The sequence below is a fragment of the Flavobacteriales bacterium genome, assembly GCA_016779935.1.
GTDB lineage: Bacteria > Bacteroidota > Bacteroidia > Flavobacteriales > UBA7312.
On record JADHMQ010000013.1, the window covers coordinates 16,217 to 38,868 of the forward strand.

At 36.5% G+C, this 22,652-nt stretch carries 19 protein-coding genes; 8 read left to right on the top strand and 11 right to left on the bottom strand.

The window, feature by feature from the left end:
• Positions 1–22 precede the first annotated feature (22 nt).
• Positions 23–2,002 (top strand): dehydrogenase E1 component subunit alpha/beta, encoded by a 1,980-nt coding sequence (locus ISP73_06865; GenBank protein ID MBL6658303.1) that lies wholly within the window; start codon positions 23–25, stop codon positions 2,000–2,002.
• 43 nt (positions 2,003–2,045) lie between these two features.
• Complete coding sequence (locus ISP73_06870; GenBank protein MBL6658304.1) at positions 2,046–2,495, top strand: hypothetical protein; 450 nt, start codon at positions 2,046–2,048, stop codon at positions 2,493–2,495.
• 460 nt (positions 2,496–2,955) lie between these two features.
• Here ISP73_06870 and ISP73_06875 read toward each other — a convergent pair whose 3' ends face one another.
• On the bottom strand, positions 2,956–4,359 hold the full coding sequence (locus tag ISP73_06875) for a TonB-dependent receptor (GenBank protein MBL6658305.1): 1,404 nt from the start codon (positions 4,357–4,359) through the stop codon (positions 2,956–2,958).
• An 84-nt stretch (positions 4,360–4,443) separates the two neighbouring features.
• On the opposite strand from ISP73_06875, the gene ISP73_06880 reads away from it, so the two are divergent.
• Complete coding sequence (locus tag ISP73_06880) at positions 4,444–5,208, top strand: MBL fold metallo-hydrolase (GenBank protein MBL6658306.1); 765 nt, start codon at positions 4,444–4,446, stop codon at positions 5,206–5,208.
• Here the strand turns inward: ISP73_06880 and ISP73_06885 are convergent.
• Together ISP73_06885 and ISP73_06890 are read right to left on the bottom strand one after the other, a co-directional pair.
• Positions 5,205–6,467 (bottom strand): dihydroorotase, encoded by a 1,263-nt coding sequence (locus ISP73_06885; protein MBL6658307.1) that lies wholly within the window; start codon positions 6,465–6,467, stop codon positions 5,205–5,207. The genes ISP73_06880 and ISP73_06885 overlap by 4 nt on opposite strands.
• Positions 6,464–8,464: a BatA domain-containing protein gene (locus ISP73_06890; protein MBL6658308.1), complete on the bottom strand. Its 2,001-nt coding sequence runs from the start codon at positions 8,462–8,464 to the stop codon at positions 6,464–6,466. The genes ISP73_06885 and ISP73_06890 overlap by 4 nt, the downstream gene beginning before the upstream one ends.
• Before the next feature lie 177 nt (positions 8,465–8,641).
• Between ISP73_06890 and ISP73_06895 the strand changes: the two genes are divergently transcribed.
• The gene (locus tag ISP73_06895) at positions 8,642–9,886 is read left to right on the top strand and encodes an aspartate aminotransferase family protein (GenBank protein ID MBL6658309.1); all 1,245 of its coding nucleotides are present in this window, start codon (positions 8,642–8,644) and stop codon (positions 9,884–9,886) included.
• Here ISP73_06895 and ISP73_06900 read toward each other — a convergent pair.
• Both ISP73_06900 and ISP73_06905 read right to left on the bottom strand, forming a co-directional pair.
• Positions 9,883–10,533: an ABC transporter ATP-binding protein gene (locus ISP73_06900; protein ID MBL6658310.1), complete on the bottom strand. Its 651-nt coding sequence runs from the start codon at positions 10,531–10,533 to the stop codon at positions 9,883–9,885. The genes ISP73_06895 and ISP73_06900 overlap by 4 nt on opposite strands.
• Positions 10,530–12,809 carry a carbohydrate binding family 9 domain-containing protein gene (locus tag ISP73_06905; GenBank protein ID MBL6658311.1) on the bottom strand — a complete coding sequence of 760 codons (2,280 nt, stop codon included), beginning with the start codon at positions 12,807–12,809 and terminating at the stop codon, positions 10,530–10,532. Before ISP73_06905 ends, ISP73_06900 begins: the two co-directional genes overlap by 4 nt.
• Before the next feature lie 101 nt (positions 12,810–12,910).
• Here ISP73_06905 and sucC point away from each other — a divergent pair, with 101 nt between their 5' ends.
• Entirely contained in the window at positions 12,911–14,101 is a 1,191-nt protein-coding gene (gene sucC / locus ISP73_06910) for an ADP-forming succinate--CoA ligase subunit beta (GenBank protein ID MBL6658312.1), read from the top strand.
• Positions 14,102–14,165: 64 nt separating this feature from the next.
• Positions 14,166–15,644 (top strand): acetyl-CoA carboxylase biotin carboxylase subunit, encoded by a 1,479-nt coding sequence (accC, locus tag ISP73_06915; protein MBL6658313.1) that lies wholly within the window; start codon positions 14,166–14,168, stop codon positions 15,642–15,644.
• Between the two features lies 1 nt (position 15,645).
• On the opposite strand, the gene ISP73_06920 is transcribed toward accC, so the two are convergent.
• Genes ISP73_06920 through ISP73_06930 form a run of 3 tightly spaced genes read right to left on the bottom strand, consistent with a single transcriptional unit; the run spans position 15,646 to position 18,902 of the window.
• Positions 15,646–17,049 carry a sugar transferase gene (locus ISP73_06920; protein MBL6658314.1) on the bottom strand — a complete coding sequence of 468 codons (1,404 nt, stop codon included), beginning with the start codon at positions 17,047–17,049 and terminating at the stop codon, positions 15,646–15,648.
• The gene (locus ISP73_06925; GenBank protein MBL6658315.1) at positions 17,039–17,869 is read right to left on the bottom strand and encodes a hypothetical protein; all 831 of its coding nucleotides are present in this window, start codon (positions 17,867–17,869) and stop codon (positions 17,039–17,041) included. Before ISP73_06925 ends, ISP73_06920 begins: the two co-directional genes overlap by 11 nt.
• A 34-nt stretch (positions 17,870–17,903) precedes the next feature.
• Positions 17,904–18,902: a Gfo/Idh/MocA family oxidoreductase gene (locus tag ISP73_06930; GenBank protein MBL6658316.1), complete on the bottom strand. Its 999-nt coding sequence runs from the start codon at positions 18,900–18,902 to the stop codon at positions 17,904–17,906.
• Between the two features lie 70 nt (positions 18,903–18,972).
• On the opposite strand from ISP73_06930, the gene ISP73_06935 reads away from it, so the two are divergent.
• Complete coding sequence (locus tag ISP73_06935) at positions 18,973–19,617, top strand: protein-L-isoaspartate(D-aspartate) O-methyltransferase (GenBank protein ID MBL6658317.1); 645 nt, start codon at positions 18,973–18,975, stop codon at positions 19,615–19,617.
• 37 nt (positions 19,618–19,654) lie between these two features.
• Entirely contained in the window at positions 19,655–20,545 is an 891-nt protein-coding gene (locus tag ISP73_06940; protein MBL6658318.1) for a 3-hydroxybutyryl-CoA dehydrogenase, read from the top strand.
• Here ISP73_06940 and ISP73_06945 read toward each other — a convergent pair whose 3' ends face one another.
• The 3 genes from ISP73_06945 to ISP73_06955 are packed head-to-tail and all read right to left on the bottom strand — an operon-like array spanning position 20,546 to position 22,547.
• Positions 20,546–21,121: a DUF4294 domain-containing protein gene (locus ISP73_06945; protein MBL6658319.1), complete on the bottom strand. Its 576-nt coding sequence runs from the start codon at positions 21,119–21,121 to the stop codon at positions 20,546–20,548.
• Between the two features lie 54 nt (positions 21,122–21,175).
• Complete coding sequence (gene rimM / locus ISP73_06950) at positions 21,176–21,691, bottom strand: 16S rRNA processing protein RimM (GenBank protein MBL6658320.1); 516 nt, start codon at positions 21,689–21,691, stop codon at positions 21,176–21,178.
• A gap of 7 nt (positions 21,692–21,698) precedes the next feature.
• Positions 21,699–22,547: a 30S ribosomal protein S16 gene (locus ISP73_06955; protein MBL6658321.1), complete on the bottom strand. Its 849-nt coding sequence runs from the start codon at positions 22,545–22,547 to the stop codon at positions 21,699–21,701.
• Between the last annotated feature and the right edge of the window lie 105 nt (positions 22,548–22,652).

Below are 22,652 nucleotides of genomic sequence, written 5' to 3' on the forward strand. Positions count from 1 at the left end.
CACCTAACGAAGGCATTAGTTTATGATCTATAATCGTAAAGGAATTAGTGATGAGCAGCTAGTAGAGTTGTACACTTCCATCCTTAAACCTAGAATGATAGAAGAAAAAATGCTTATTCTTCTTCGTCAGGGCAAGATATCAAAGTGGTTTTCTGGCATTGGTCAAGAGGCGATTGCAGTTGGTGTAACTTCTGCTTTAGAGCAAGAGGAATACATTTTACCTATGCACCGTAACTTAGGAGTGTTTACCACCAAAGGCGTTCCTTTGCACCGTTTATTTTCTCAATTTCAGGGAAAGATGAATGGCTTTACCAAGGGTAGAGACCGTTCCTTTCACTTTGGAACTCAAGACTATAACATTGTTGGAATGATATCTCACTTAGGACCTCAGCTAGGGGTGGCAGATGGCATTGCCCTTGCCAATAAACTTAAAGACAATAAGCAAGTTACAGCAGTTTTTAGTGGCGAAGGCGGTACTTCCGAAGGCGATTTTCACGAGGCACTTAATGTTGCAGCCGTATGGGATTTGCCTGTAATATTCGTGATAGAAAACAACGGTTATGGTTTGTCTACCCCTATAAACGAGCAATTTCGCTGTAAAAAGATAGCCGATAAAGGCAAAGGCTTTGGCATGGAATCCTATTCCATTGACGGTAACAATATTTTGGAAGTGTACCGAACCATTAGCCAACTTAAAAAAGAAATGCAAGCCAATCCAAAACCTATATTACTAGAGTGTATGACCTTTAGAATGAGGGGGCATGAAGAGGCTTCAGGCACGAAGTACGTTCCTCAAGAAAAATTTGACGAATGGGCACCAAAAGACCCGGTTAGTAATTTTGAGGCATTCCTTTTGAAAGAAAAGGTATTAACAGAAGAAGTGATAGCCAAGGCTAAGGCGTCAATCAAAGAGGAGATTAATCAAGCCCTCGAAACAGCCTTTGCAGAAGAGGAGATAAGCTCTAGCGTAGAGCAAGAATTAGAAGATGTTTTTGCGGCTTACGATTTACAGCCACAATCCCCACAAAGCGATGCTGTTTCCAACATTCGCTTAGTTGATGCTATTTCTGACGGACTAAAGCAATCCATGCAGCGTTTTCCCAATTCTGTAGTGATGGGGCAAGATATTGCTGAATACGGAGGTGTATTCAAAATTACCGATGGCTTCATTGAGGAGTTTGGAAAAGAACGAGTACGAAATACGCCCATTTGCGAATCGGCTATTGTGAGTGCTTCTATGGGCTTGGCGATAAATGGGTACAAAGCCATTATGGAAATGCAGTTTGCCGACTTTGCCAGTTCAGGATTTAACCCCATTGTCAACTATTTAGCCAAGGTGCATTACCGTTGGGGACAAGCTGCCGATGTAGTGGTGCGTATGCCCACGGGTGCAGGTGTAGGAGCAGGGCCATTCCATTCCCAATCCAATGAAGCTTGGTTTACCCATACGCCAGGGCTAAAGGTGGTATATCCGGCTTTCCCTGCCGATGCTAAGGGATTGTTAGCAGCATCCATTGAAGATCCTAATCCTGTAATGTTCTTTGAACACAAAGCACTGTACAGAAGCGTTTACCAAGATGTGCCAGATGACTATTACACTTTAGAGTTGGGCAAAGCCAAAAAATTAAAAGAGGGCAAGGAAGTAACCATAGTGAGCTATGGTGCCGGAGTGCATTGGGCATTGGATGTTTTGGAGAAAAACCCCGGTATTTCTGCCGATTTAATTGATCTAAGAACCTTAGTGCCTTTGGATACTGACACCATTTTTGAGTCGGTAAAGAAGACGGGCAAAGTCATTATCTTACACGAAGACTGCGAAGTAGGAGGTTTTGGAGCCGATATTTCGGCACTTATTGCCGAGCATTGCTTCGAGTATTTGGATGCACCAGTAAGGCGTTCAGCCAGTTTAAATACGGCTGTTCCTTTTGCTAAAAACTTAGAAGCTAATTTCTTAGCTAAGAATAGCTTTGAACAAAAATTAAAAGAGCTTTTGAGCTATTAATATAATTTGTAAATTGTCAAATCAATTAAACCAACACATACTTATGAAAAAGATATTAGTTTTTTGCCTATCCTTTATGACTTTGAGCACTTTTGCTCAAACCTCTTCTGATGACGTTTTAAGACGTGCTGAAGTAATGCCTGTATTCCTAGAGTGCCAAGACGATCGTTTTGCGGATGCTCCATATCCTTGTACTATGAATCAGTTGTTTACTTACTTTAAAGAAGCTATACAAGTGGAAAACCCAGTAGGAAAAGTAACAAAATGCGTTATTTCTCTAGTAGTAGAAAAAGACGGTTCGGTTTCTGATGTACAGATGCCAAGAGGTGTTTTTGTTAATATGGACGATGCAGCTGCAAAAAGTGAGTTAGAAGAATCGCTTAATGCTAAGGTATTGGCAAAAGCCAAAGAACTACGTTTTAAGTCGCCAGGCTATCAGAATGGTGAAAAAGCAAGAGTAATAATTCAGTTTTCTGCAGGATTGAGTTACTAAATTATTGAATACCTAAAAGCGACTTTTTAGTCGCTTTTTTTTTGCCTTATTAGCCCATGAATCATGAAAAAAAATCCAAACTATAATACGCACCAGTCAAGCTACAGACTAAGGACAGTGGGGGCCGCTCTTGGCTTGTAATTTGCTGGTATCGCTCATAATTTGTATCTGAAAGAGTTTAGATAATTAATTAGTCGCCGTGGTCACATTACCAAAAGGGGCTAACTGATTTTAAGCTCTTTTATTTTTCTAAGGCAACGGGATACTAACGAAAGACTAACAGAGAAAGGACTCGTGGATTGATCCAATGACTACCTCCTCTGTTAGTCTTTCAACTTTTGCACTATTCCGTATTAATAGAAATCCCCCACTGTCCTTATACGAAGAAAATGATTGTTAATCCCCGCTAGCGTGAGCATCTTGCAAGTACTAAGAGTAAAAAGCTTTGAGTATAGATTACTTACTTAACCCCAAAGAGTTTTTTGTTAAGAATAATTTCACTAACACCTTCAGGCACACCGTCTTGCCAACCGTCTTCCTTCTTCTTGATTTTATGGAGGATATCTCTAGAGAAGATTTGTAAGACATTATCGTTGAACTTTAAGTCTTTTATCCTGCCGTTTTTAAGTAGGTAATCGTACAAGGGTCTCAATCGGCGATGGATAGGGATGTTCTTGCTGTTGAGCAGTTCATCGCTAACATCTGCTTGGTAAGGGTAGAGGTATATCTTTAAATCTCTGGTAAATAGAATTCCAAAAGCTTCCAGAATACCGCCATTGAGGTTGCGGTAATACTTATCGTCAAATATCTCTAAAAGGTTGTTCACCCCAATGATAAGCCCCATACGAGCTTTGGTATAGTTAGAGAAATATTCAATGAGTTTGTAGTATTTTTTATAATTGGAGATAAGTACGGTATGTCCTAAGGAGCAAAGAATATCGGCTCTATCCAAGAAATCATTCTCATCAATATCGCCTTCCATTTTCAGGTTGGATAGCGTAATTTCAAAGAGCAGTTGTACATTATCCTTATCCACTCTATTTTCTTCAATAAAGGAATTATAACCGTTTTCCATCATATCCAAATTAACTTTGGTAACAGGCCGAAAACTTCCTCTGATAGTCAGAATGTTTTTCTTGTAGAGTACATCCGAAGGCTGTTGGTTTTTTCCGTCAGGACCAAAGATAACCGCATCGGTCATGCCTTCTTTCACAAGAATTAAACTAAGCAGACGGTTATCTACATCTTTAAAATCAGGACCTTCCATCTGTATCATGTCCATCTCCACATTATCTCTGGTGAGGTTGTCGTACAAGGATTTAATGAAGGTCTTTGGTTGGTAGTAGTGGTTAAAGCAAGCGTAAATGAGGTTAGTACCCATTATGCCTATGGTCTCTTGCTGCAATTTTGCATCCGAGTCATTTAGTCGAACATGAAAAATAACCTCGTTAAACCCTTTGTCTGCAGCCGTCTGAAAACGACAACCCATCCAACCATGACCTTTTACCGTTTTGGTATAGTTTATGGTCGCTAGGGTATTGGCAAAAGAGAAGTACTTCTTATCAGGGTGTTCCTCTCGTCTGAGTCGGTTTTCTATCAGTCCGTATTCTTGTTTAAGAATCTTTTTTAATCGCGACTTAGAGACGTATCTGCCGTCAATCTCTTTTCCGTAGATGGCATCGCTAAAATCTTTATCGTAAGCCGACATGGTTTTGGCAATAGTACCGGAAGCACCACCGGCTCTAAAAAAATGCCTTACGACTTCTTGTCCTGCGCCGATTTCTGCAAATGTTCCGTAGATAGTGCTGTCCAGATTAATTTGGAGAGCCTTTTGGGTGGGCGATAGAATAACTGGTTTTGTCATTTTCAGATTCTTTCAACAAATGTAAAAACTGTCTTTTAAATAACAACTATATTAATCTTATTTTTGGTAAAATTTTTGACGATAATGAAATTAACCTTTTTAGGTACAGGAACTTCTCAAGGTGTACCTGTAATTGCATGTGAATGTGAGGTCTGTCTTTCTACGGATTCTATGGACAAACGCCTGCGTTCTTCAGTGCTTATTGAAAGCGATACTACATCGGTGGTTATCGATACTGGTCCTGATTTTCGTCAGCAAATGCTGAACCATGCAGTTAAAAAAGTCGATGCTTTGGTTTATACCCATGAGCATAAAGACCACGTTGCCGGTATGGACGATGTAAGAGCCTTTAATTTCAAATTCAAAAGGGATATGCCCATTTATGCTTCTGAAAGGGTGCAGGGAGCTTTAAAAAATGAATTTCATTATGTCTTTGGGGCAAATAGCTATCCCGGTACACCCAAAGTATTTTTTAATACCATTGATTCAGAATCTCAGTTTACCATTGGCAATATTCCGATTCAATCCATAGAGGTTTTACACTACAAAATGAAGGTCTTTGCTTACCGTATCAAAGACTTGGTTTATATGACTGATGCCAATTTTATTAGCGATGAACAATTTGAAAAGGTAAAGGGATGCAAAATACTGATTATAAATGCTTTAAGAAAAGAAAAGCACTTATCTCATTTCACTCTTGAGGAGGCTTTGGAGGTGGGAAAAGCTACAGGAGCAGAGCGTATTTACTTTACTCATATTAGTCACCTTATGGGTAAGCACCAAGACGTTAGTAAGGACTTACCAAAGCACGTTCAGATTGCTTATGATGGTTTGCAAATTGACTTTTAGAAAGAGGATTGTTTACCGTTAACTGTGCCTAAAACTTTTGTTCTAAAGGCTTTACCGATAAACGGACTGTTTTTGGATTTAGACGCAATAGCCTCTTCATCAAATACCCATTCATCATCCGTAGAGAAGCAGCAAAGGTTGGCCTTTTGTCCTTCTTCAATGCCGGAGCAATCAATTCCCAGTAGTTTTCTAGGGTTGTTAGAAAGTGCATTGACAATGGTTTCTAGTCCAATTTCTTTTTCAAGTTCACAAGCTAGAGGAAAGGCCGTTTGTGTGCCTATAATTCCAAAGTTAGCGTGGTCGAAGGTCAGCACCTTGTGTTCTGAGTCTTCAGGATTGTGGTCAGAGCAGATGGCATCAATAGTGCCGTCCTTTAAGCCTTTTTTCAGAGCTTTTATATCGCTTTCAGTTCGTAGAGGAGGAAAGACCTTATAATTGCTATCGAAAGTGGCACAGTCTTCGTCCTTTAAGATGAGGTTGTGTATGGCTACATCGCAGCTGATATTTAGACCACGTTTTTTAGCAGCTCGAATCATTTCCACACTTTTAGCAGTGGATATTCTATTTGCGTGTAGCTTACCCCCAGTGTATTCTGCCAGTTCAATATCTCTTGATAGCATAACTTCCTCGGCTAAGGCAGGGATGCCTTTTAAACCTAAACTAGTACTGCTAATGCCTTCGTTCATTTTTCCATTATTGCTAATGGTAGCATCATTGGGTTGATTCATAATTAAACCCTCAAAGTTTTTGGTGTAAAGGAGTGCCAACTTCATTATGTCGGTTTTTTGCACACTTCTTCGATCGTCGGTAAAGGCTTTAGCACCGGCTTGATTCATTTCAAACATTTCGGTTAATTCTTCTCCTTTATTCTCTTTAGTAATGTTTCCGGCAGGGACAATATTCACTAGTGAGTTTTTGGTGTTATTGAGTAAATATTCTACTTGAACTTTATTGTCTGTACTCGGCAAGTTGCTTGGCATGTATAATACGCCTGTAAAACCGCCTTTGGCAGAGGCTTTGATACCTGTATTTAAATCTTCTTTCCAGTCAAAACCAGGGTCTCTAAAGTTCACTTGCATATCAAATAAACCAGGAGAGAGGTGGAGGTTTTTACCTTCCACTACCTTATAGCTTTTATCGGCTTTAATAGAGGATTTAATGGATTCTATTTTACCATTTTTCACTAGTACATCCACCACTTTGTTGTGAAAGGATGAGTGTGTGTCAATTACTTTTACGGATTTGAATAAAATGCTCATAATAGTCGGATTAATAGGGTTTCAATAATCAAGAATAAGAGTGTTAGCATAATGCAGTATATCCAAAGGGGAGTACCTGTATTGAGGGTCTTTAAATACTTGCTGATGCTATCGCTGTTTTTGTCGATTAATAAGATATTACTATATCGTTGACTTAAGTCTGTTAAGTCGTCTTTTTCTAGAGTACTCAATTGGCTTTCTAATCGGTCGTAGTTAAAAGCCAAACGACTGATAAGTTTATTGTCATTATCCATTAAAGTGTAATGCCCAGCAGTATTTATTTGATTGCCAATAAATAGGCTTTTGGCTCGTGCATTAGGTATGCATTCAAATTCGCCTTGCTGAATGGTGAAAGGCTTTCTGAAGCCACTATTGATTAGTGGGATGCTTTTGTCACCAATGGTATAGTACAATTGTTGCTTACCACCAGAGTAGGAGGCAATATTGTAAAGTATAGGCACAAAAAGGGCGTGTCTACTAAAATTACTGAACGACTTGTCCAATCCTACTGCCGAAAGGTAGATAGTGCCTTCTTGCACCTTATATTCGCTTAAAAAGCTGGATTTATTATCCAGAGTTAGTATGGAGCTGGCGTTGGTTGAGTTTAATTGACTTATGGAATAGTAAGCGTCTACTTTTGGAAAGTTTAAGCGATCTTCAGTTTTCTCAAAAACCCCATCGAATAAGGCGTTTTTAAAATCAATTGTGCTAATGGCACTTGCTGTTGATTCTAAAGATTGGTAAAAATCAATCCCTAAAGAATTAGAAAAGGACTTATAACTTTCAATATCCATTTCATTAGAAGGGAATACCACAACGCTTTGTCCGTCTTTTAGTGCACTGAGTATGCTTTGTTTTAAACCTGATGATAGGCGTTCAACACCTTCTAAAATGATTAATTGATTTTGCGATAAATCGGTATAATTTATTTGGTTTACAGACTGAGAGGTGTAGTTAAAATAATCGTCTTTATCGAATAACTTAACCAGTGATGAATGGGCTTTACTGCCGTAAATGTGCTGAACATTAATTTGTGATTTTATCTCAAAAGTAAAATGAAATTCATCGTCAAAAGTAATTGGGTAATCTTGCAGGCTGAGTGTTCCGTTGTGCCATCCCAACTCATTGATGTTGAAGTTAAGTTCAACCACGCTTTCATCTTCTAAAAAAGTGTTGGCTATGGCACGTTGTTGATTGTCTATAGCTAGTTTAATACTTACATCCCGTTCATCAATGTTTTGTCCTTTTAATCTAGCAAATAGACTGATATTAGTCTGTACCTGTGGATTGGGTTTGCTTAACCAACAGCTATCTATGTAAACATTTCCATTTTCATAGGCATTGGCTTGAACAAGTCGTACAGAATAGATAGAGTCAGCAGCTTCTAAATCTAATTCGGCAATAGTCTTCTGAAAGTCAGAGATAATGTAAATGTCTTTCTTTTCGGCAGTGCTGTTTTCTAGGCTGTATTTTTGGCGTTTGAAAACTTGATTTAGAGAATGAACATTTGCACTTGTTTCTATAGCGTTAATCTCTTCAAACAATTGTTCTTTACCTAATTCTCTTTGGTGAATTGCTTTAAAGTCGTTATCTAAAAAATAAAAGTCATCGTTGGGAGAATAGGCATCAAATATAGCTCGAGCTTGCTGCTTGGCACTTTGTAATAATCTACCCGATTCGTTTTCACCATCCATACTAAAGGAATTGTCAATGTATACACTGACAGCGTGTTTTTTGGCTACTTCATCTGATTCATCACTTTTGAGGTAGGGCTGTGCGAAGGCAAAAACAATAAAAGCAATGGTTAGCATTCTCGAAATTAAAATGAGAATATGCTTGAGCTGAGATTGTGATTTTGTTTTTTCTTTTACAGATTTTAGAAACTGAACATTACTAAAGTAGACAGTTTTGAATTTTCTAAAATTAAATAAATGGATAATAATGGGGACAGCTACTAGAGCTAAGGCGTACAAAAAGGTTGAGTACAAGAATTCCATTAAAAGGCAAAGATAATACAAAAATTGATAGTGTTACCATTTTTAATTTTAACCCTCTTTTAAAAGGATGTAAATATGATATGAATCAGCTTTTTCGAGTCAAATAGGTGCAATCTTTGGCACTGCTTTTTAGCCTATACATTTCTAGTATTATTTTAATGTATGAACTAATTGAATATGTATAAATTTTGGAAAAAAATATCAGAAAAAAACATTCGACAAAAAGTATTTGGTGCTCTTGAGAAAAATGTGGATTACGATAAGGAAAATATTTTGGGTATTCCCGCTTCTTTTCTAGATGATAAAGTATTTAATCAAGATAGCTCCTTTTTGAAAGAAGCACCCTATATGTCAACACTCATTCAAAACCCAAACCATATTGGTTGCCATACATTAGGGAATTCTGAACGCTATTATATAGGAACTCAAGAGATAGAGAGGGATTTACTTGATATATGCGCTGTCGATATTTTGAAAGCTGAATGTGATAAATACGATGGCTATGTGGCATCTGGAGGAACTGAAGCAAATATTCAAGCCTTTTGGGTTTACAGAAATTACTTTAAAAATAAATATGCAGCAAAAAATAAGGAAATAGCTATTCTCTGTAGTGTTGATAGTCATTACTCTGTTGATAAAGCATCCAATTTGTTGGGCTTAGATATCTACAAAATAAATGTTGATGAAGATAATAGAGAATTAAAGGATATTGATGTTACTATAAATTTAGCTAAAAGCGATGGGAGGAAATATTTTATTGTACTTTCTAATATGATGACCACTATGTTTGGTTCGGTCGATAATGTAACTTATTTGTCAGATGAACTGTTGCGATTGAAATGCACTTTCAAACTACATATTGACGCTGCCTTTGGGGGCTTTTATTACCCTTTTACAAAAAGCGATAGTCAAATAACATTTCAAAACCCACATATTTCATCATTTACCTTAGATGCTCATAAGATGGAACAAGCCCCTTATGGTACAGGTATCTTCATTATTAGAAAAGGCTATATAGAACACATAAAAACGAAAGAAGCCAGTTACATTCAAGGAGATGATTTTACTTTATGTGGTAGTCGTTCGGGCGCAAACGCCATTGCTGCTTGGATGATACTCTCTAAAAATGGACCTTTCGCATGGCAGGAGAAAATATTTGTTCTTCAAAAAAGAACAGAATGGATGTGTAATCAATTGGAAAAATTGAATATTGAATTTTATAGATTTCCTTTTTCGAATATAATCACTATTAAAAATCGTTTTGTGAGTCAAGAAGTGTCCCAATCTTTTGGTCTAGTACCAGATAATCATAAAGACCCTCAATGGCAAAAAATTGTGATAATGGAACACGTGACTATTGAAAAGCTCAGTTTATTGGTGGGTGAGATAGAGAAGTCTTTAACAAATGTGGGGGTAAATTAAATAATATTACCATCCACCATCGTCAATTTACGGTCGGCCATATTTGCCAAATCCTTGTTGTGCGTAACAATTACACAGGCATGATCTGTTTCTTTATTGATATTTAGTAATATATCGTGTAACTGCTCGGCATTTTTGGAATCGAGATTGCCAGAGGGCTCATCCGCCAATAATACTGCTGGATTGTTTATTAATGCTCTTGCTACGGCTACTCTCTGTTGCTCTCCACCCGAAAGTTCATTAGGCTTATGGTGAGAGCGATCTTTGAGGTTTAACATTAAAAGCAATTTTTTTGCTCTTTTTTCTGCTTCCGTTTTTGGAACTCCTTTAATGAAGGCAGGGAGGCAAATATTCTCTAAAGCATTGAACTCTGACAGTAAATTATGGAATTGAAAAACAAATCCAATAGATTCATTTCTAAATGTAGACAGTTTTTTGTCGTTAAGGGATTGTAATGGATTGTTGGCAATTTCAATTTCTCCAGAATCGGCTTTGTCAAGGGTGCCAATAATTTGAAGTAAGGTAGTTTTGCCAGCACCAGATGCTCCAACAATAGAAACCGTTTCACCAGCTTTTACGCTGAGGTTAACGCCTTTCAGCACCTCCAAATCGCCATAACTCTTGAATATGTTATTTACTTTTATCACTTCTTTTTCAAATATTGATAATCTAAAAAATATCGAACTCTCAAAGATAAACTATTCTCTTGAGGGTTGTTCAATAGTGCCTCTAAATTATCGTTGTAGTAGCTTTCGATTCGTTCGCCAGAACTTAGAATTGAGTTTTTCCAAACTAAACTGATTTCGCTAGCAGGAGCAAACCAATAATTGAAATTTAAGTCAATGTTCCAGGCGTTAAAATTCACGTCTTCTAGCCTCTTATAATCACTAGCTTGCAAATAGCCATCATCGTCAAGAGTGTGAAAGGAATAATTTTTGACTTGTTCCCAATGGTGTCGGAATTTGAAGTCGAAACTCATCTTTGTATTGAGAACATATTGAGCTTGTAACACATTGGTAAAGAATTGTTTTTTACGAGTAGAAAAGATAGAGTTATCGTCAGTATCTTTGGTAATAAATCCGGTTTCATTTTCGGTCATACTCGTAGAAAATACATAGTAAGCAAATAGTTTTTCGCTAAAACGAAAACGAGGAGATATCCGATAAAATAGGGTGTATTCATCGTATAGAGGAGCTTGACCACCACCAAAGCTGACATCTAATGCTAATTTCTTTCTATAATCGCTTGAGAAAAACATCCGACCTATATAATTGGCAGACCGTTTGAAGACATCATCAATGCCAGACCTTGACTCAAAATAATCGTTTCCTTCAGTCAAGTCTCCACTAGATGAAACGCCCCAGGTTAGAAAATTCTTGAAAGTAGAAACCTGACGCACTTCATAACTCAATTCATTGAATAAGCGAGGTTTGTATAATTGCTCGTAGCTCAAGACTGCCGAACATTTAAAATCAACCAAGCGTTGGGTAGATTCGGTAATGCGATAGTTGATATCAGCCGATATATTAAACTCATTATTATTATACAAGAAACCCATATCGTTGGGGTTGTAAGTATCGCTTTCAATATTGTTGGAAAGTCCAAATTGGAGTTTACCTGCTACTTTGCTAACATTCATATAAGAAGCAAAGCCTTGTTCGGTATCTTCTATTCCTTTTACATGACTGAATCTATAGTTACCAAAAAATTGATAGCTATTATTTTTATTTCTCAATACCGATAATAAGCCAGTTACATTAGCAAAGTCACCACCTTTACGTTGTACATTAGTGTTGGTTAGGGTCAAATAGGAGTTATTGGACAAGGATTGATCTAATACAAGGATATTGTAATTACTTCGCGGATCGTTATCGGTTTCATCCGTTACTGCATTCAAAACACCTATGGCTAAGTTATTTTTATTTCTTCCCGTTACCTTGGTAGCATTCAACAAATTGTCGCTAATCCTTCGAGAATAGAACAAATAACCCTTGTCAAAAAGTTCTGTTCCTTCAGTGAAAAAGGGTCTTTTCTCGTCGTATTGTATCTCAAAGGGCGATAGGTTAAGCACTTGATTGTCAAAGCCGACTTGCCCAAAATCAGGGATCAAAGTCATATCCAGGGTAAAACTTTCATTGATGCCGTATTTTACATCCATACCACCATTGAAGCTAAATTCCGTTTCACCATCGTAATTAGTGGCATAAGAAGAAACATAAGGTAAGAAGGATAGCCTTAAAGGAGGTTCTATGTTTTTAAAACCCTTAATTGTACCTGCTTGAGAGCTAATATTTTCGTTGGTGAAATCGATGGGGTTCCAAGCGTAGTTAGCTCTATACCTTCTTATGTGTCTAACGATATTAACACTCCAATCTTGCACCTCACTTTTGGGAAAACGCAAAGCAGAATAGGGGATTTCAAATTCGGCATACCAGCCTTTATCGTCTCTATGGGTAGCGCTTTTCCAAACCATATCCCAATTAGAGTCTTCATCATAGGTGGTAAACTTTACATCCTCCTGCACACCAAGAGGCGATAATCTAAAGCCGAAGTCGGTCTGACCATCACCATAAGGATTAATGCGTATCAAAATGTTATCGTTATTACTGCCTTCAACTCTATCTCTTTTGCATAATTGACTCATGATACTATCCGGTCGAGGGTCGTACATTGATACTGCAAAATAGATAGCCTGATTGTCATAAGTGGCTTTCCATTCCGTTTTAAATCCTGTAGGCATTTTGGCGCCACTGATAGGGTAATAGCTAATAAACTCTCCAGCAGTTCGGTGCATAGACCATTCTACCTGTTCGATAACACCATCTGTCGTAGGGCTTTTTTCAGTCCTTTGAATGGTGTATTCTTTAGATTGTGCCAATAAACAGAAAGGTAGACTTAAAACAAATAGAATCAGATACTTCATCAAGTGTTAATAATTAAGGGGACAAATTTACCAAATAATGCCATTCTGTTGTTTCATTATTCCAAACATTAATTTACTTTTGCTCAACTAAAATTTTCATTATGAATTTACACGAGTATCAAGGAAAAGAAATTCTAAATAGTTTTGGAGTACGTATTCAAAACGGTATTGTTGCTAGCACTCCTGAAGAGGCTGTACTAGCGGCAAAAAAACTAAACGAAACTACTGGAACTTCATGGTGGGTAGTTAAGGCCCAAATTCATGCTGGTGGTCGTGGCAAAGGCGGTGGCGTAAAACTTGCCAAGTCTATAGATGAGGTAAAGTCTATTGCTGATGAAATTTTAGGCATGCAATTGGTTACTCCTCAAACGTCTGCTGAAGGAAAAACAGTTCATCAAGTATTAATCGCTGAGGATGTTTACTATCCTGGTGAAAGTGAAACTTCAGAGTTTTACATGTCTGTATTACTGAACCGTTCTACAGGAAGAAATATGATTATGTATTCAACAGAAGGTGGTATGGATATTGAAGAAGTAGCCGATAAAACTCCTCATTTAATATTTACTGAAGAAATAGACCCTAAAGTTGGTTTACAAGGTTTTCAGTGTAGAAAAATTGCCTTTAACTTAGGCTTAAGTGGAACAGCATTTAAAGAAATGACAAAATTCGTTTCTGCCTTGTATTCTGCATACGATGGCATTGATGCTTCATTATTTGAAATAAACCCAGTTCTTAAAACATCTGATGATAAGATATTAGCAGTAGACTCTAAAGTAGCTCTTGATGGAAATGCATTATTTAGACACAAAGACTTTATTGAATTAAGAGATAAAAGAGAAGAAGACCCAACTGAAGTAGAAGCTGATGAATACGGACTTAACTTCGTGAAACTTGACGGTAATGTTGGATGTATGGTTAATGGTGCTGGATTGGCTATGGCAACCATGGATATCATCAAACAAGCAGGAGGTAACCCAGCTAACTTTTTGGATGTAGGTGGTACTGCCGATGCTGCTCGTGTAGAACAGGCTTTTAGAATCATAATGAAAGACAGTTCCGTAAAAGCAATTTTAGTAAATATCTTTGGTGGTATTGTTCGTTGCGATAGAGTAGCGCAAGGTGTTGTTGATGCTTATAAAAATATTGGAGAAGTTAATATTCCTATTATTGTGCGACTTCAAGGAACTAACGCTATACAAGCAAAAGAATTAATCGATGCAAGTGGCTTAAAGGTAATATCTGTTGTTTTATTACAAGAGGCTGCCGATAAGGTTAAAGAAGTCCTTTCTTAGATAATCGTTCAAAAAATATAAAGCAGCTTTTTAGCTGCTTTTTTTTTAATACTATATTTATAAAATGAAAAAGATATTAATTGCTAATAGAGGAGAGATTGCGTTAAGAGTTATGCGTTCTGCAAAAGAAATGGGAATTGATACAGTAGCTATCTTTTCAGAAGCAGATAGAACTTCCCCTCATGTAAAATATGCCGATGAGGCAGTGTGTGTAGGGCCGCCTCCTTCGTCGGAATCATACCTTAATGTTGATAAAATAATAGAGGTATGTAAAGAACTAAAGGTAGATGCAATTCATCCTGGATACGGTTTTCTTTCTGAGAATGCCGATTTTGCTAGGCGCTTATATAAAGAAAATATAACACTTATTGGTCCGTCTGCAGAAGCTATGGAAATGATGGGCGACAAACTGAAGGCTAAAGCAGCAGTAAAACAATACGATGTCCCCCTTGTTCCAGGAACAGATGAAAAAATCACAGATATAGCACTGGCTAAAGAAATAGCTAATGACATAGGTTACCCCATTCTCATTAAAGCTGCTGCTGGTGGTGGTGGAAAGGGAATGAGAGTTGTAGAAACGGCAGAATCTTTTGAAGAGCAAATGAAATTAGCTGTAAGTGAAGCGACTTCTTCATTTGGCGATGGTTCTGTATTTATTGAACGTTATGTAGGTTCCCCACGCCATATAGAAATTCAAGTATTAGCAGATGGCCATGGGAATGTGGTGCATTTGTTCGAAAGAGAATGTTCTGTACAAAGAAGGCATCAAAAAGTGATTGAAGAAGCACCGTCTGCAGTGCTTACTGATGAAATGAGAGATGCTATGGGACAGTGTGCTGTCAATGTAGCCAAATCATGTAATTATTTAGGTGCTGGAACGGTAGAATTTTTGCTTGACGAAAACAAAGAGTTTTATTTCCTAGAAATGAACACTCGTTTGCAAGTGGAGCATCCCGTTACAGAAATGATTACAGGAGTTGATTTAGTCAAAGAACAAATATATATTGCAATGGGTAAACCATTGTCTTTTTCGCAAAATGACTTGCACATTCAAGGTCATGCTATGGAAGTAAGGGTGTATGCTGAAGACCCTATGAATAATTTTGCGCCAGATATTGGTCTATTAAAAACCTATCAGTTACCTGAAAGCATAGGTGTTCGTGTAGATAATGGTTTTGAAGAAGGTATGGAAATCCCAATTTATTACGATTCTATGATTTCTAAGCTAATAACGTATGGTAAAGATAGGGAAGAGGCAATTAGTAAAATGATACGAGCCATTAGAGACTATACTATTGTTGGTGTAAAAACAACATTGCCTTTTGCTGATTTCGTCATGCAAAACAAACACTTTGTTTCAGGAGACTTTGACACTCACTTTATAAAAAAGCATTTTAACGCTAAAGATTTAGAAGATTCAAGAGAAGATGAAGCCCATGTTGCAGCATTACTAAGCAAACACATATTCAAAAACCACAAAAAATCAATGAGTATAAGTAGTGGTAAGCCTTCAGTAAGTAAGTGGAAAAAGAATAGACTTTAAATTATTTGCCTCTACCTTCTAGAATTATGAGGATGGTATGAATCATAATTTTAAGGTCAATCAGTAGCGACATATTTTCGATATATAATATATCGTATTTAAGACGTTCAAGCATTTCATCCACATTTTCGGCATATCCATATTTTACCATTCCCCAAGAAGTGATTCCAGGCTTTACTTTGTAAATATGTTTGTAATGTGGTGCTCTTTCAAGTATTTGTTTGGCAAAGAAATCACGTTCTGGTCGAGGTCCTACAAAACTCATATCTCCAAATAAAACATTAAAAAACTGAGGGGTTTCATCCAAACGAATTTTTCTCATAATTCTACCCCATGCGGTTACTCTACTATCTGTTTTACTCGAAAGCTGAGGGCCATTTTTTTCAGCATCTGTAAACATAGACCTAAACTTGTAGATATTAAATTCCTTTCCATGTTGTCCCAACCTCTTTTGCTTGTAGATAATTGGACCTTCTGAGCTTAACTTAACGAGTATTGCACAAATAAGGTAAAGAGGACTAAAGGCTAAAATGATTATAAAAGACAAAACAATGTCTATTGTATTTTTTATTAGTAATTGCGACTGTGTTTGAAGCTTATGATTAATCTCTATAAGAGGAGTTCCAAGAATAGAATTCATTTTTACAGTACCAGAAAGAATATCGTAAACGTCAGGTATAATTTTAATAAAGATATCTATATTTTCAAGTAAGTTTAATATATTTTCAATTTTACTGTGCTCTGAAGATTCTATAGCTATGATTACATCTTCTATTTCATACTTTTCTATAATGTCTTTAATCTGATTGCAATTTCCTAGACGAGGGATGTGTTCTTCCAGCTTATAATGTTTTTTCTTTTCCAAGCTAACGAAGCCTTTAAGAATATGTCCACTTGATTTTTGCTCATTTTCTAAATCATGAAAGAGTTGAATAGCCTTTTCATTATCACCAATAATCAATGTATTAAAGCCTATTATCTTTTTATGAACTTTTCTGGCAGTGTAGCTTGTAAGTAATAATCTAAGGAATGAGGTTAATCCAAAATGGATACAAAATATGGCTAGAAAAGATGAATAATACTGCTTATAACTTACTATGAAATCATCTAGTAATACAGCAAAGAATATAATAGTTACTCCAATAATAGAAATAATAAAAATTTGTGAGAGTTCTTTAAGTCTCGATTTTCTGTAAATATTAGAATAGGAGCCACTGAGTAGGTAAAAAACGAACCACAGTAAATTGATTAAAAAGAGACCCAAAATACGATCCTCGTTCATAAAAAACGATTGACCTTCTTCTAAATAAACTGTTCTATAATATAGAAAAATTAACCATGAGGCTGAAGCGCTTATTAAGTCAAGAGCAATGTATTTGATGGTATGCAGAAGGTTATTCTTCATATACAATTCTAATATTATCTAGATACATTTCATTTTGAATTAGGCTCGTATCACGTGGCATACCAAAAAAGAGCTTGAAACTCTGAGCATTACTGTAATTGGAGATAACTTCACTTAAAGAGAGGTATGTTTTGTTCCAGTCTTCTTTTACGTTTAGGTAAATGACTGCTGATTTATTTACTTGACTAGTCATATTAGCATAAATACCAATAACAAGGGTTGAGTTGCATTTATAATCTAGCTCTAGATAAACTTGTTTGTTAGTCGGTAAAATAATATCTGCAGTAGTGCATTCGAATATTTCGTTTTGGTCTCCTGAAATAACACTTTTAATATGCTTATTTCCAAATGCTGGATTCGAATTATCATATATAGGCTCTAATGCATGATTTAAGGAGTCAGTGACAACTTCTAAAATAGTTCCAACACCTTCAAAATCTTCCACATAAGGAAATGAACTAACAGAGTAGTTTACATTTGGATTAATAGTAACAGTTTCATTGGGTTTTAATTCAGTATCAATACTGTATGTAGAAAAGTAGGGATAAGATACTCTGCTAGATGATATGCCATTTTTTTTAATCCCAGCTTCAATAAGAATGGTTTGGTTACCAGTCTTCAAAGTTGGAAAAGAAGCGGGTAGAGGATATACCCCTTGAAATTCATCGTCGATATAAATCCAGGCATCTGTAATATTTTGGGTGTGATCTCCATCAAGAGAAAAAGTATCTATTTCAATAATAGCTGGTATACTTTCATCAGTGTTTATGATTTCACATCCACATAAAATAACAATCAAAAAAGAATAAAATAGTTTCATTGTTTTTAGGTTAAACGTTAATTGTGAAAAAGTATTACACTAAATTCATTTGATGACTATCTTTCATCTTTTCAAGAATCGTTTCAGCAAGTTCCAAGGCACGTAATCCATCATTTATGGTAACGACTGGCTCCTTACCAAAAAGTACAACTTCATGAAAACTTTCTAGTTCATCTTTTATGGCGTTAGTTTCTTCTACCTCTGGATTTTCAAAGTAAATTTGTTTTTTTCTTTTTCCTTTTCCTAGGTCAAGCACTATTGCTAAAGGGTCAATCTTTTCAGAAGGTTTTAAGTTTTTCAATCGGATAACTTCTGTTTTCTTTTCTAATAAATCAATTGAAATATAGGCGTCTTTTTGAAAGACTCTTGTCTTACGCATGTTTTTTAAGGACATACGACTAGCAGTTAGATTACAAACGCATCCGTTATTAAACTCAATCCTAGCATTGGCAATATCTGGAGTGTCGCTGATAACAGCTACTCCTGATGCACTGATATTTTTAATAGAAGATTTTACAATTTTTAGGATGATATCTAAATCATGAATCATTAAATCCAATACAACGCTCACATCAGTTCCTCGTGGATTAAATTCAGACAGACGATGGGTCTCAATAAATAGAGGCTGATCTATAAAGTCTGCAGCCTTCTTAAAAGCAGGATTAAAACGTTCAACGTGACCAACCTGAACTTTGACACCAGCCTCTCTAGAAAGTTTAGTGAGTGTTTCGGCTTCTAAAACAGTATGAGTTAGGGGTTTTTCTATGAAAACGTGTTTATTAGATTTGATAGCCTTCGATGCACATTCAAAATGCGATACGGTAGGAGATACGATATCTACTACGTCAGATTCATAAATAAGTTGGTCAATAGTTTTGAAGGATTTAACTCTAAAGGTTCTGTTGACTATCTTGGCGTTCTCTCTGTCTGGGTCGTAAAAGCCAACTACTTCGTACTTATCTTTTAACTCTAATAATAATTTAAGGTGAGTTTTCCCCAAATGACCAGCTCCTATGACCCCGATTTTTATCATTAAAAAATATTATTTCTGCTAAAATAGAATTTTTATACACACTAATAAGTATTTTTGGAAGCGATTAAAGATGAATGATAACTTTAGACATCAGGGCTTACGTTTTAAACTAGTAGAGCTATTAAGAAATAAGGGGATAACCAATGAAAAGGTACTAATGGCAATAGCCAAGATTCCTAGGCATTTGTTCTTAGATAAAGCCTTTATAGACTTCGCCTATCAAGATAAAGCCTTTCCCATTGCTGCTGGTCAAACCATATCTCACCCATATACTGTAGCTTATCAAACTGAATTATTGGAGGTAAAACCTCGTGAAAAGGTTCTGGAAGTAGGAACAGGCTCTGGCTATCAGACTGCTCTGTTATTGGAACTGAAGGCTCAAGTGTTTTCTATCGAAAGACAAAAAGAACTTTACCAAAAGACAAAAGCGTTTTTGCCAAAGCTTGGCTACCATTGTATGTTTTTTTATGGAGACGGCTACAAGGGCTTGACGAATTTTGCTCCTTTTGATAAAATTATTGTAACAGCAGGTGCGCCATTTCTTCCAGAAGATTTAGTGAAGCAATTGAAAGTTGGGGGTAGGATGGTTATTCCTGTTGGGGATTCGGACAAGCAAAAAATGATTTTAATTACAAAGAACTCGGAAGACAATATAGAACAGAAGGTATTAGGTGATTTTTCTTTTGTTCCGCTTTTACCGAAAAAGAGCCAATAGTATTTATTACTTTTGCTCGAAATAAAACAAACGTATTATGAAACATATTGGTGTTATTGGTGCAGGTACAATGGGTAATGGTATTGCTCATGTCTTTGCACAAAGTGGATACTCCGTTAGATTAATAGACTTATCTCAGGAAGCTCTTGACAAAGCTTTGGCAACCATTTCTAAAAACTTAGATAGAATGTTGGCTAAGGAAAAGATTTCGGAATCTGATAAAGCCAATACCTTGAGTAATATTGAGACTTTTACCGATATGTTAGCGGCTGTTAAAGGATTAGACTTGGTAGTAGAAGCTGCAACGGAAAATATGGATATCAAACTCAAGATATTCTCTCAGCTCGATGAGCTATGTGACGAGAATACCATTTTAGGTTCTAATACTTCTTCAATATCAATTACAAAAATTGCCTCCGCTACTCAGCGTCCAGATAAGGTAATAGGTATGCACTTCATGAATCCTGTACCAGTAATGAAGTTGGTAGAGGTTATTCGTGGTTATGCTACTTCTGATGATGTAACACACAAAATAATGGAAGTATCCAAATCTTTGGGTAAAGTTCCTGTGGAAGTAAACGATTATCCTGGTTTTGTTGCCAATAGAATATTGATGCCTATGATTAATGAGGCTATCATTACCCTTCATGAGGGTGTAGCAGGTGTCGAAGAAATTGATACCGTTATGATGCTAGGAATGGCTCACCCTATGGGACCCTTGCATCTGGCTGATTTTATTGGCTTGGACGTTTGCCTATCTATTTTGGAAGTGATGCATCAAGGCTTTGGGAATCCTAAATATGCACCTTGTCCATTGTTAGTTAATATGGTAACTGCTGGCAAGTTAGGGGTGAAGTCTGGTGAAGGCTTTTACGATTACTCGGATGGACCTCGTAACAAAAAGCTATCGGTACAATTTGTGAGGTAATTACTCAATTATCCCTTGTTGTTTAGCATCATTCAAGATGTATTCTATCCATTTATCCTCTTCAACAGTTTGGGGTTGGTAGGGCGTTTTTAGGTTATTGTCATATAATCGAGCTAAGCTCTGCCAAAAAAAGGCTTGAAAACCACCCCTCAAATCCTTAATGATTTCATAGGTACTGATATTGGTTTCTCTGTAAATCAATTTCGAGAGTATTCGCCCTTCCCATCTTGAAAGTTTTTTTAAATCTTCAGCTAATTCTTCTTTTGCCCATTTCTCTACTGCTTTTATGTAGGCTTTTTGTTTTCTACGTTTAGGAATACTATCCAAATCGGCTAAGACACTATCCAATTTTGAAGAAGCTAATTTGGCATAAGGATAAACCTTTAGTGTTTTGTACTGTAGTCGTCTAAAATACCTTTGGTCTTCCTTATTTTTAAAATGCAGAATTTGAACTTCATCAATTTCACTTAATACAAGAGTATCTTTTTTGTCATAATACATTTCTTTAATCATAAAAGTATCTACTTGTGATAAGCATACAAAAGGAAAAAGTAATATGATAAGAATTGATTTCACTATACAAAGATATAGTAATCAAACATGCAATGAAGTGAAATTAGTATGGGGAGACTATAAATATAAATCAATAAGTCCGTCGGGCGTATCTAAAACGATTTCCTTTTTTTCTTTGTCTATCTTGTGAATGAAGGGTTCGGCAATGGGAATGAGTATCTCTTTTCCCTTAAAATCAATGACAAAAAGCTGTTGACCGCTATTGTCTTGAATATTTACGACCTTACCGAGATTTCTGTGTTTTAAGTCGCTTATGGAAAAATTAATGACCCCAATAAAAGGACTTTCATCCTCTGGAAGAAAATTAATTGGGAGATAGGTTTCTTTATTGATTAATGATGTGGCTTCTTCATCACTATTAACGTCCTCAAATTTTACAAGAGCAATTCCTTTGTTCTTAAAGCGAAATGTGCTAATAAAGAAAGGAACTAAGCTACCATTCATATCAATGAACAAGTGACTTAGTTCCTTAAATTCAGGAGATGAGATAACATCTAATTTGATATTTAGCTCTCCCTTGTATCCGTGTTTTCGACTGATCTTGCCAAGAAAGAAACATTCTTCCTTTTTCATAATCCGTTTACTCAGCAGAATCTTCTTTCTTTTCTTCAGCAGCAGGAGCTTCTTCAGCAACAGGAGCTTCTTCAGCAGCAGGTACTTCTTCAGCAGCAGTTACTTCTTCAGCAGCAGGAGCTTCTTCAGCAACAGGAGCTTCTTCAGCAGCAGGAGCTTCTTCAGCAACAGGAGCTTCTTCAGCAGCAGGTACTTCTTCAGCAGCAGTTACTTCTTCAGCAGCAGGAGCTTCTTCAGCAACAGGAGCTTCTTCAGCAGCAGGTACTTCTTCAGCAGCAGGTACTTCTTCAGCAGCAGGTACTTCTTCAGCAGCAGGAGCTTCTTCAGCAACAGGAGCTTCTTCAGCAGCAGGTACTTCTTCAGCAGCAGGAGCTTCTTCAGTAACAGGAGCTTCTTCAGCTAGCTCAGCATTAGCTAATTCTTTCGCTCTGTTTTCACTGATTTCTTTTTCAGCAGCTAATCGTGCTTTTTTGTCGTCTTGTTCAGCTTTAGAAAGAGCATCTTTCTTAGAAATGATTTTCTCTTCTTTTTCAGCTAACCAAGCTTCAAAACGATTTTCAGCTTCTTCTTCATTGAATGCTCCTTTAGCAACACCACCTAAAAGGTGTTTTTTCATCATTACTCCTTTGTATTTCAAAAGAACTAAAGCAGTGTTAGTTGGTTGAGCACCTTTCATAACCCAATCCAAAGCTCTATCGAAGTTTAAATCAACAGTTGCAGGATTTGTGTTAGGATTGTACTGACCTAAATTCTCAATGAATTTACCGTCTCTTTTTGCACGGCTATCAGCAACAACTATTTTGTAGATTGGCTTTGATTTTTTACCGTGTCTTTGTAATCTAATTTTTGTAGGCATAATTTTTCAGTTTAACTATCTCTGTAGTATCTGGTTAATAATTAGGGCGGCAAAGATGCAATTATTTCTTTGAAATAGAAAGAAAAACTATATTTTAATACTTAT

Bases quoted from the DNA above. Each gene is read 5' to 3' on its own strand.
- ISP73_06895 (MBL6658309.1), top strand. From the start codon at position 8,642: ATGTATAAATTTTGGAAAAAAATATCAGAAAAAAACATTCGACAAAAA.
- ISP73_06925 (MBL6658315.1), bottom strand. From the start codon at position 17,869: ATGAAACTATTTTATTCTTTTTTGATTGTTATTTTATGTGGATGTGAA.
- ISP73_06935 (MBL6658317.1), top strand. From the start codon at position 18,973: ATGAATGATAACTTTAGACATCAGGGCTTACGTTTTAAACTAGTAGAG.
- ISP73_06940 (MBL6658318.1), top strand. From the start codon at position 19,655: ATGAAACATATTGGTGTTATTGGTGCAGGTACAATGGGTAATGGTATT.
- ISP73_06905 (MBL6658311.1), bottom strand. From the start codon at position 12,809: ATGAAGTATCTGATTCTATTTGTTTTAAGTCTACCTTTCTGTTTATTG.
- accC (MBL6658313.1), top strand. From the start codon at position 14,166: ATGAAAAAGATATTAATTGCTAATAGAGGAGAGATTGCGTTAAGAGTT.
- ISP73_06885 (MBL6658307.1), bottom strand. From the start codon at position 6,467: ATGAGCATTTTATTCAAATCCGTAAAAGTAATTGACACACACTCATCC.
- ISP73_06920 (MBL6658314.1), bottom strand. From the start codon at position 17,049: ATGAAGAATAACCTTCTGCATACCATCAAATACATTGCTCTTGACTTA.
- rimM (MBL6658320.1), bottom strand. From the start codon at position 21,691: ATGAAAAAGGAAGAATGTTTCTTTCTTGGCAAGATCAGTCGAAAACAC.
- ISP73_06880 (MBL6658306.1), top strand. From the start codon at position 4,444: ATGAAATTAACCTTTTTAGGTACAGGAACTTCTCAAGGTGTACCTGTA.
- ISP73_06930 (MBL6658316.1), bottom strand. From the start codon at position 18,902: ATGATAAAAATCGGGGTCATAGGAGCTGGTCATTTGGGGAAAACTCAC.
- ISP73_06870 (MBL6658304.1), top strand. From the start codon at position 2,046: ATGAAAAAGATATTAGTTTTTTGCCTATCCTTTATGACTTTGAGCACT.
- ISP73_06865 (MBL6658303.1), top strand. From the start codon at position 23: ATGATCTATAATCGTAAAGGAATTAGTGATGAGCAGCTAGTAGAGTTG.
- ISP73_06875 (MBL6658305.1), bottom strand. From the start codon at position 4,359: ATGACAAAACCAGTTATTCTATCGCCCACCCAAAAGGCTCTCCAAATT.
- ISP73_06955 (MBL6658321.1), bottom strand. From the start codon at position 22,547: ATGCCTACAAAAATTAGATTACAAAGACACGGTAAAAAATCAAAGCCA.
- ISP73_06890 (MBL6658308.1), bottom strand. From the start codon at position 8,464: ATGGAATTCTTGTACTCAACCTTTTTGTACGCCTTAGCTCTAGTAGCT.
- sucC (MBL6658312.1), top strand. From the start codon at position 12,911: ATGAATTTACACGAGTATCAAGGAAAAGAAATTCTAAATAGTTTTGGA.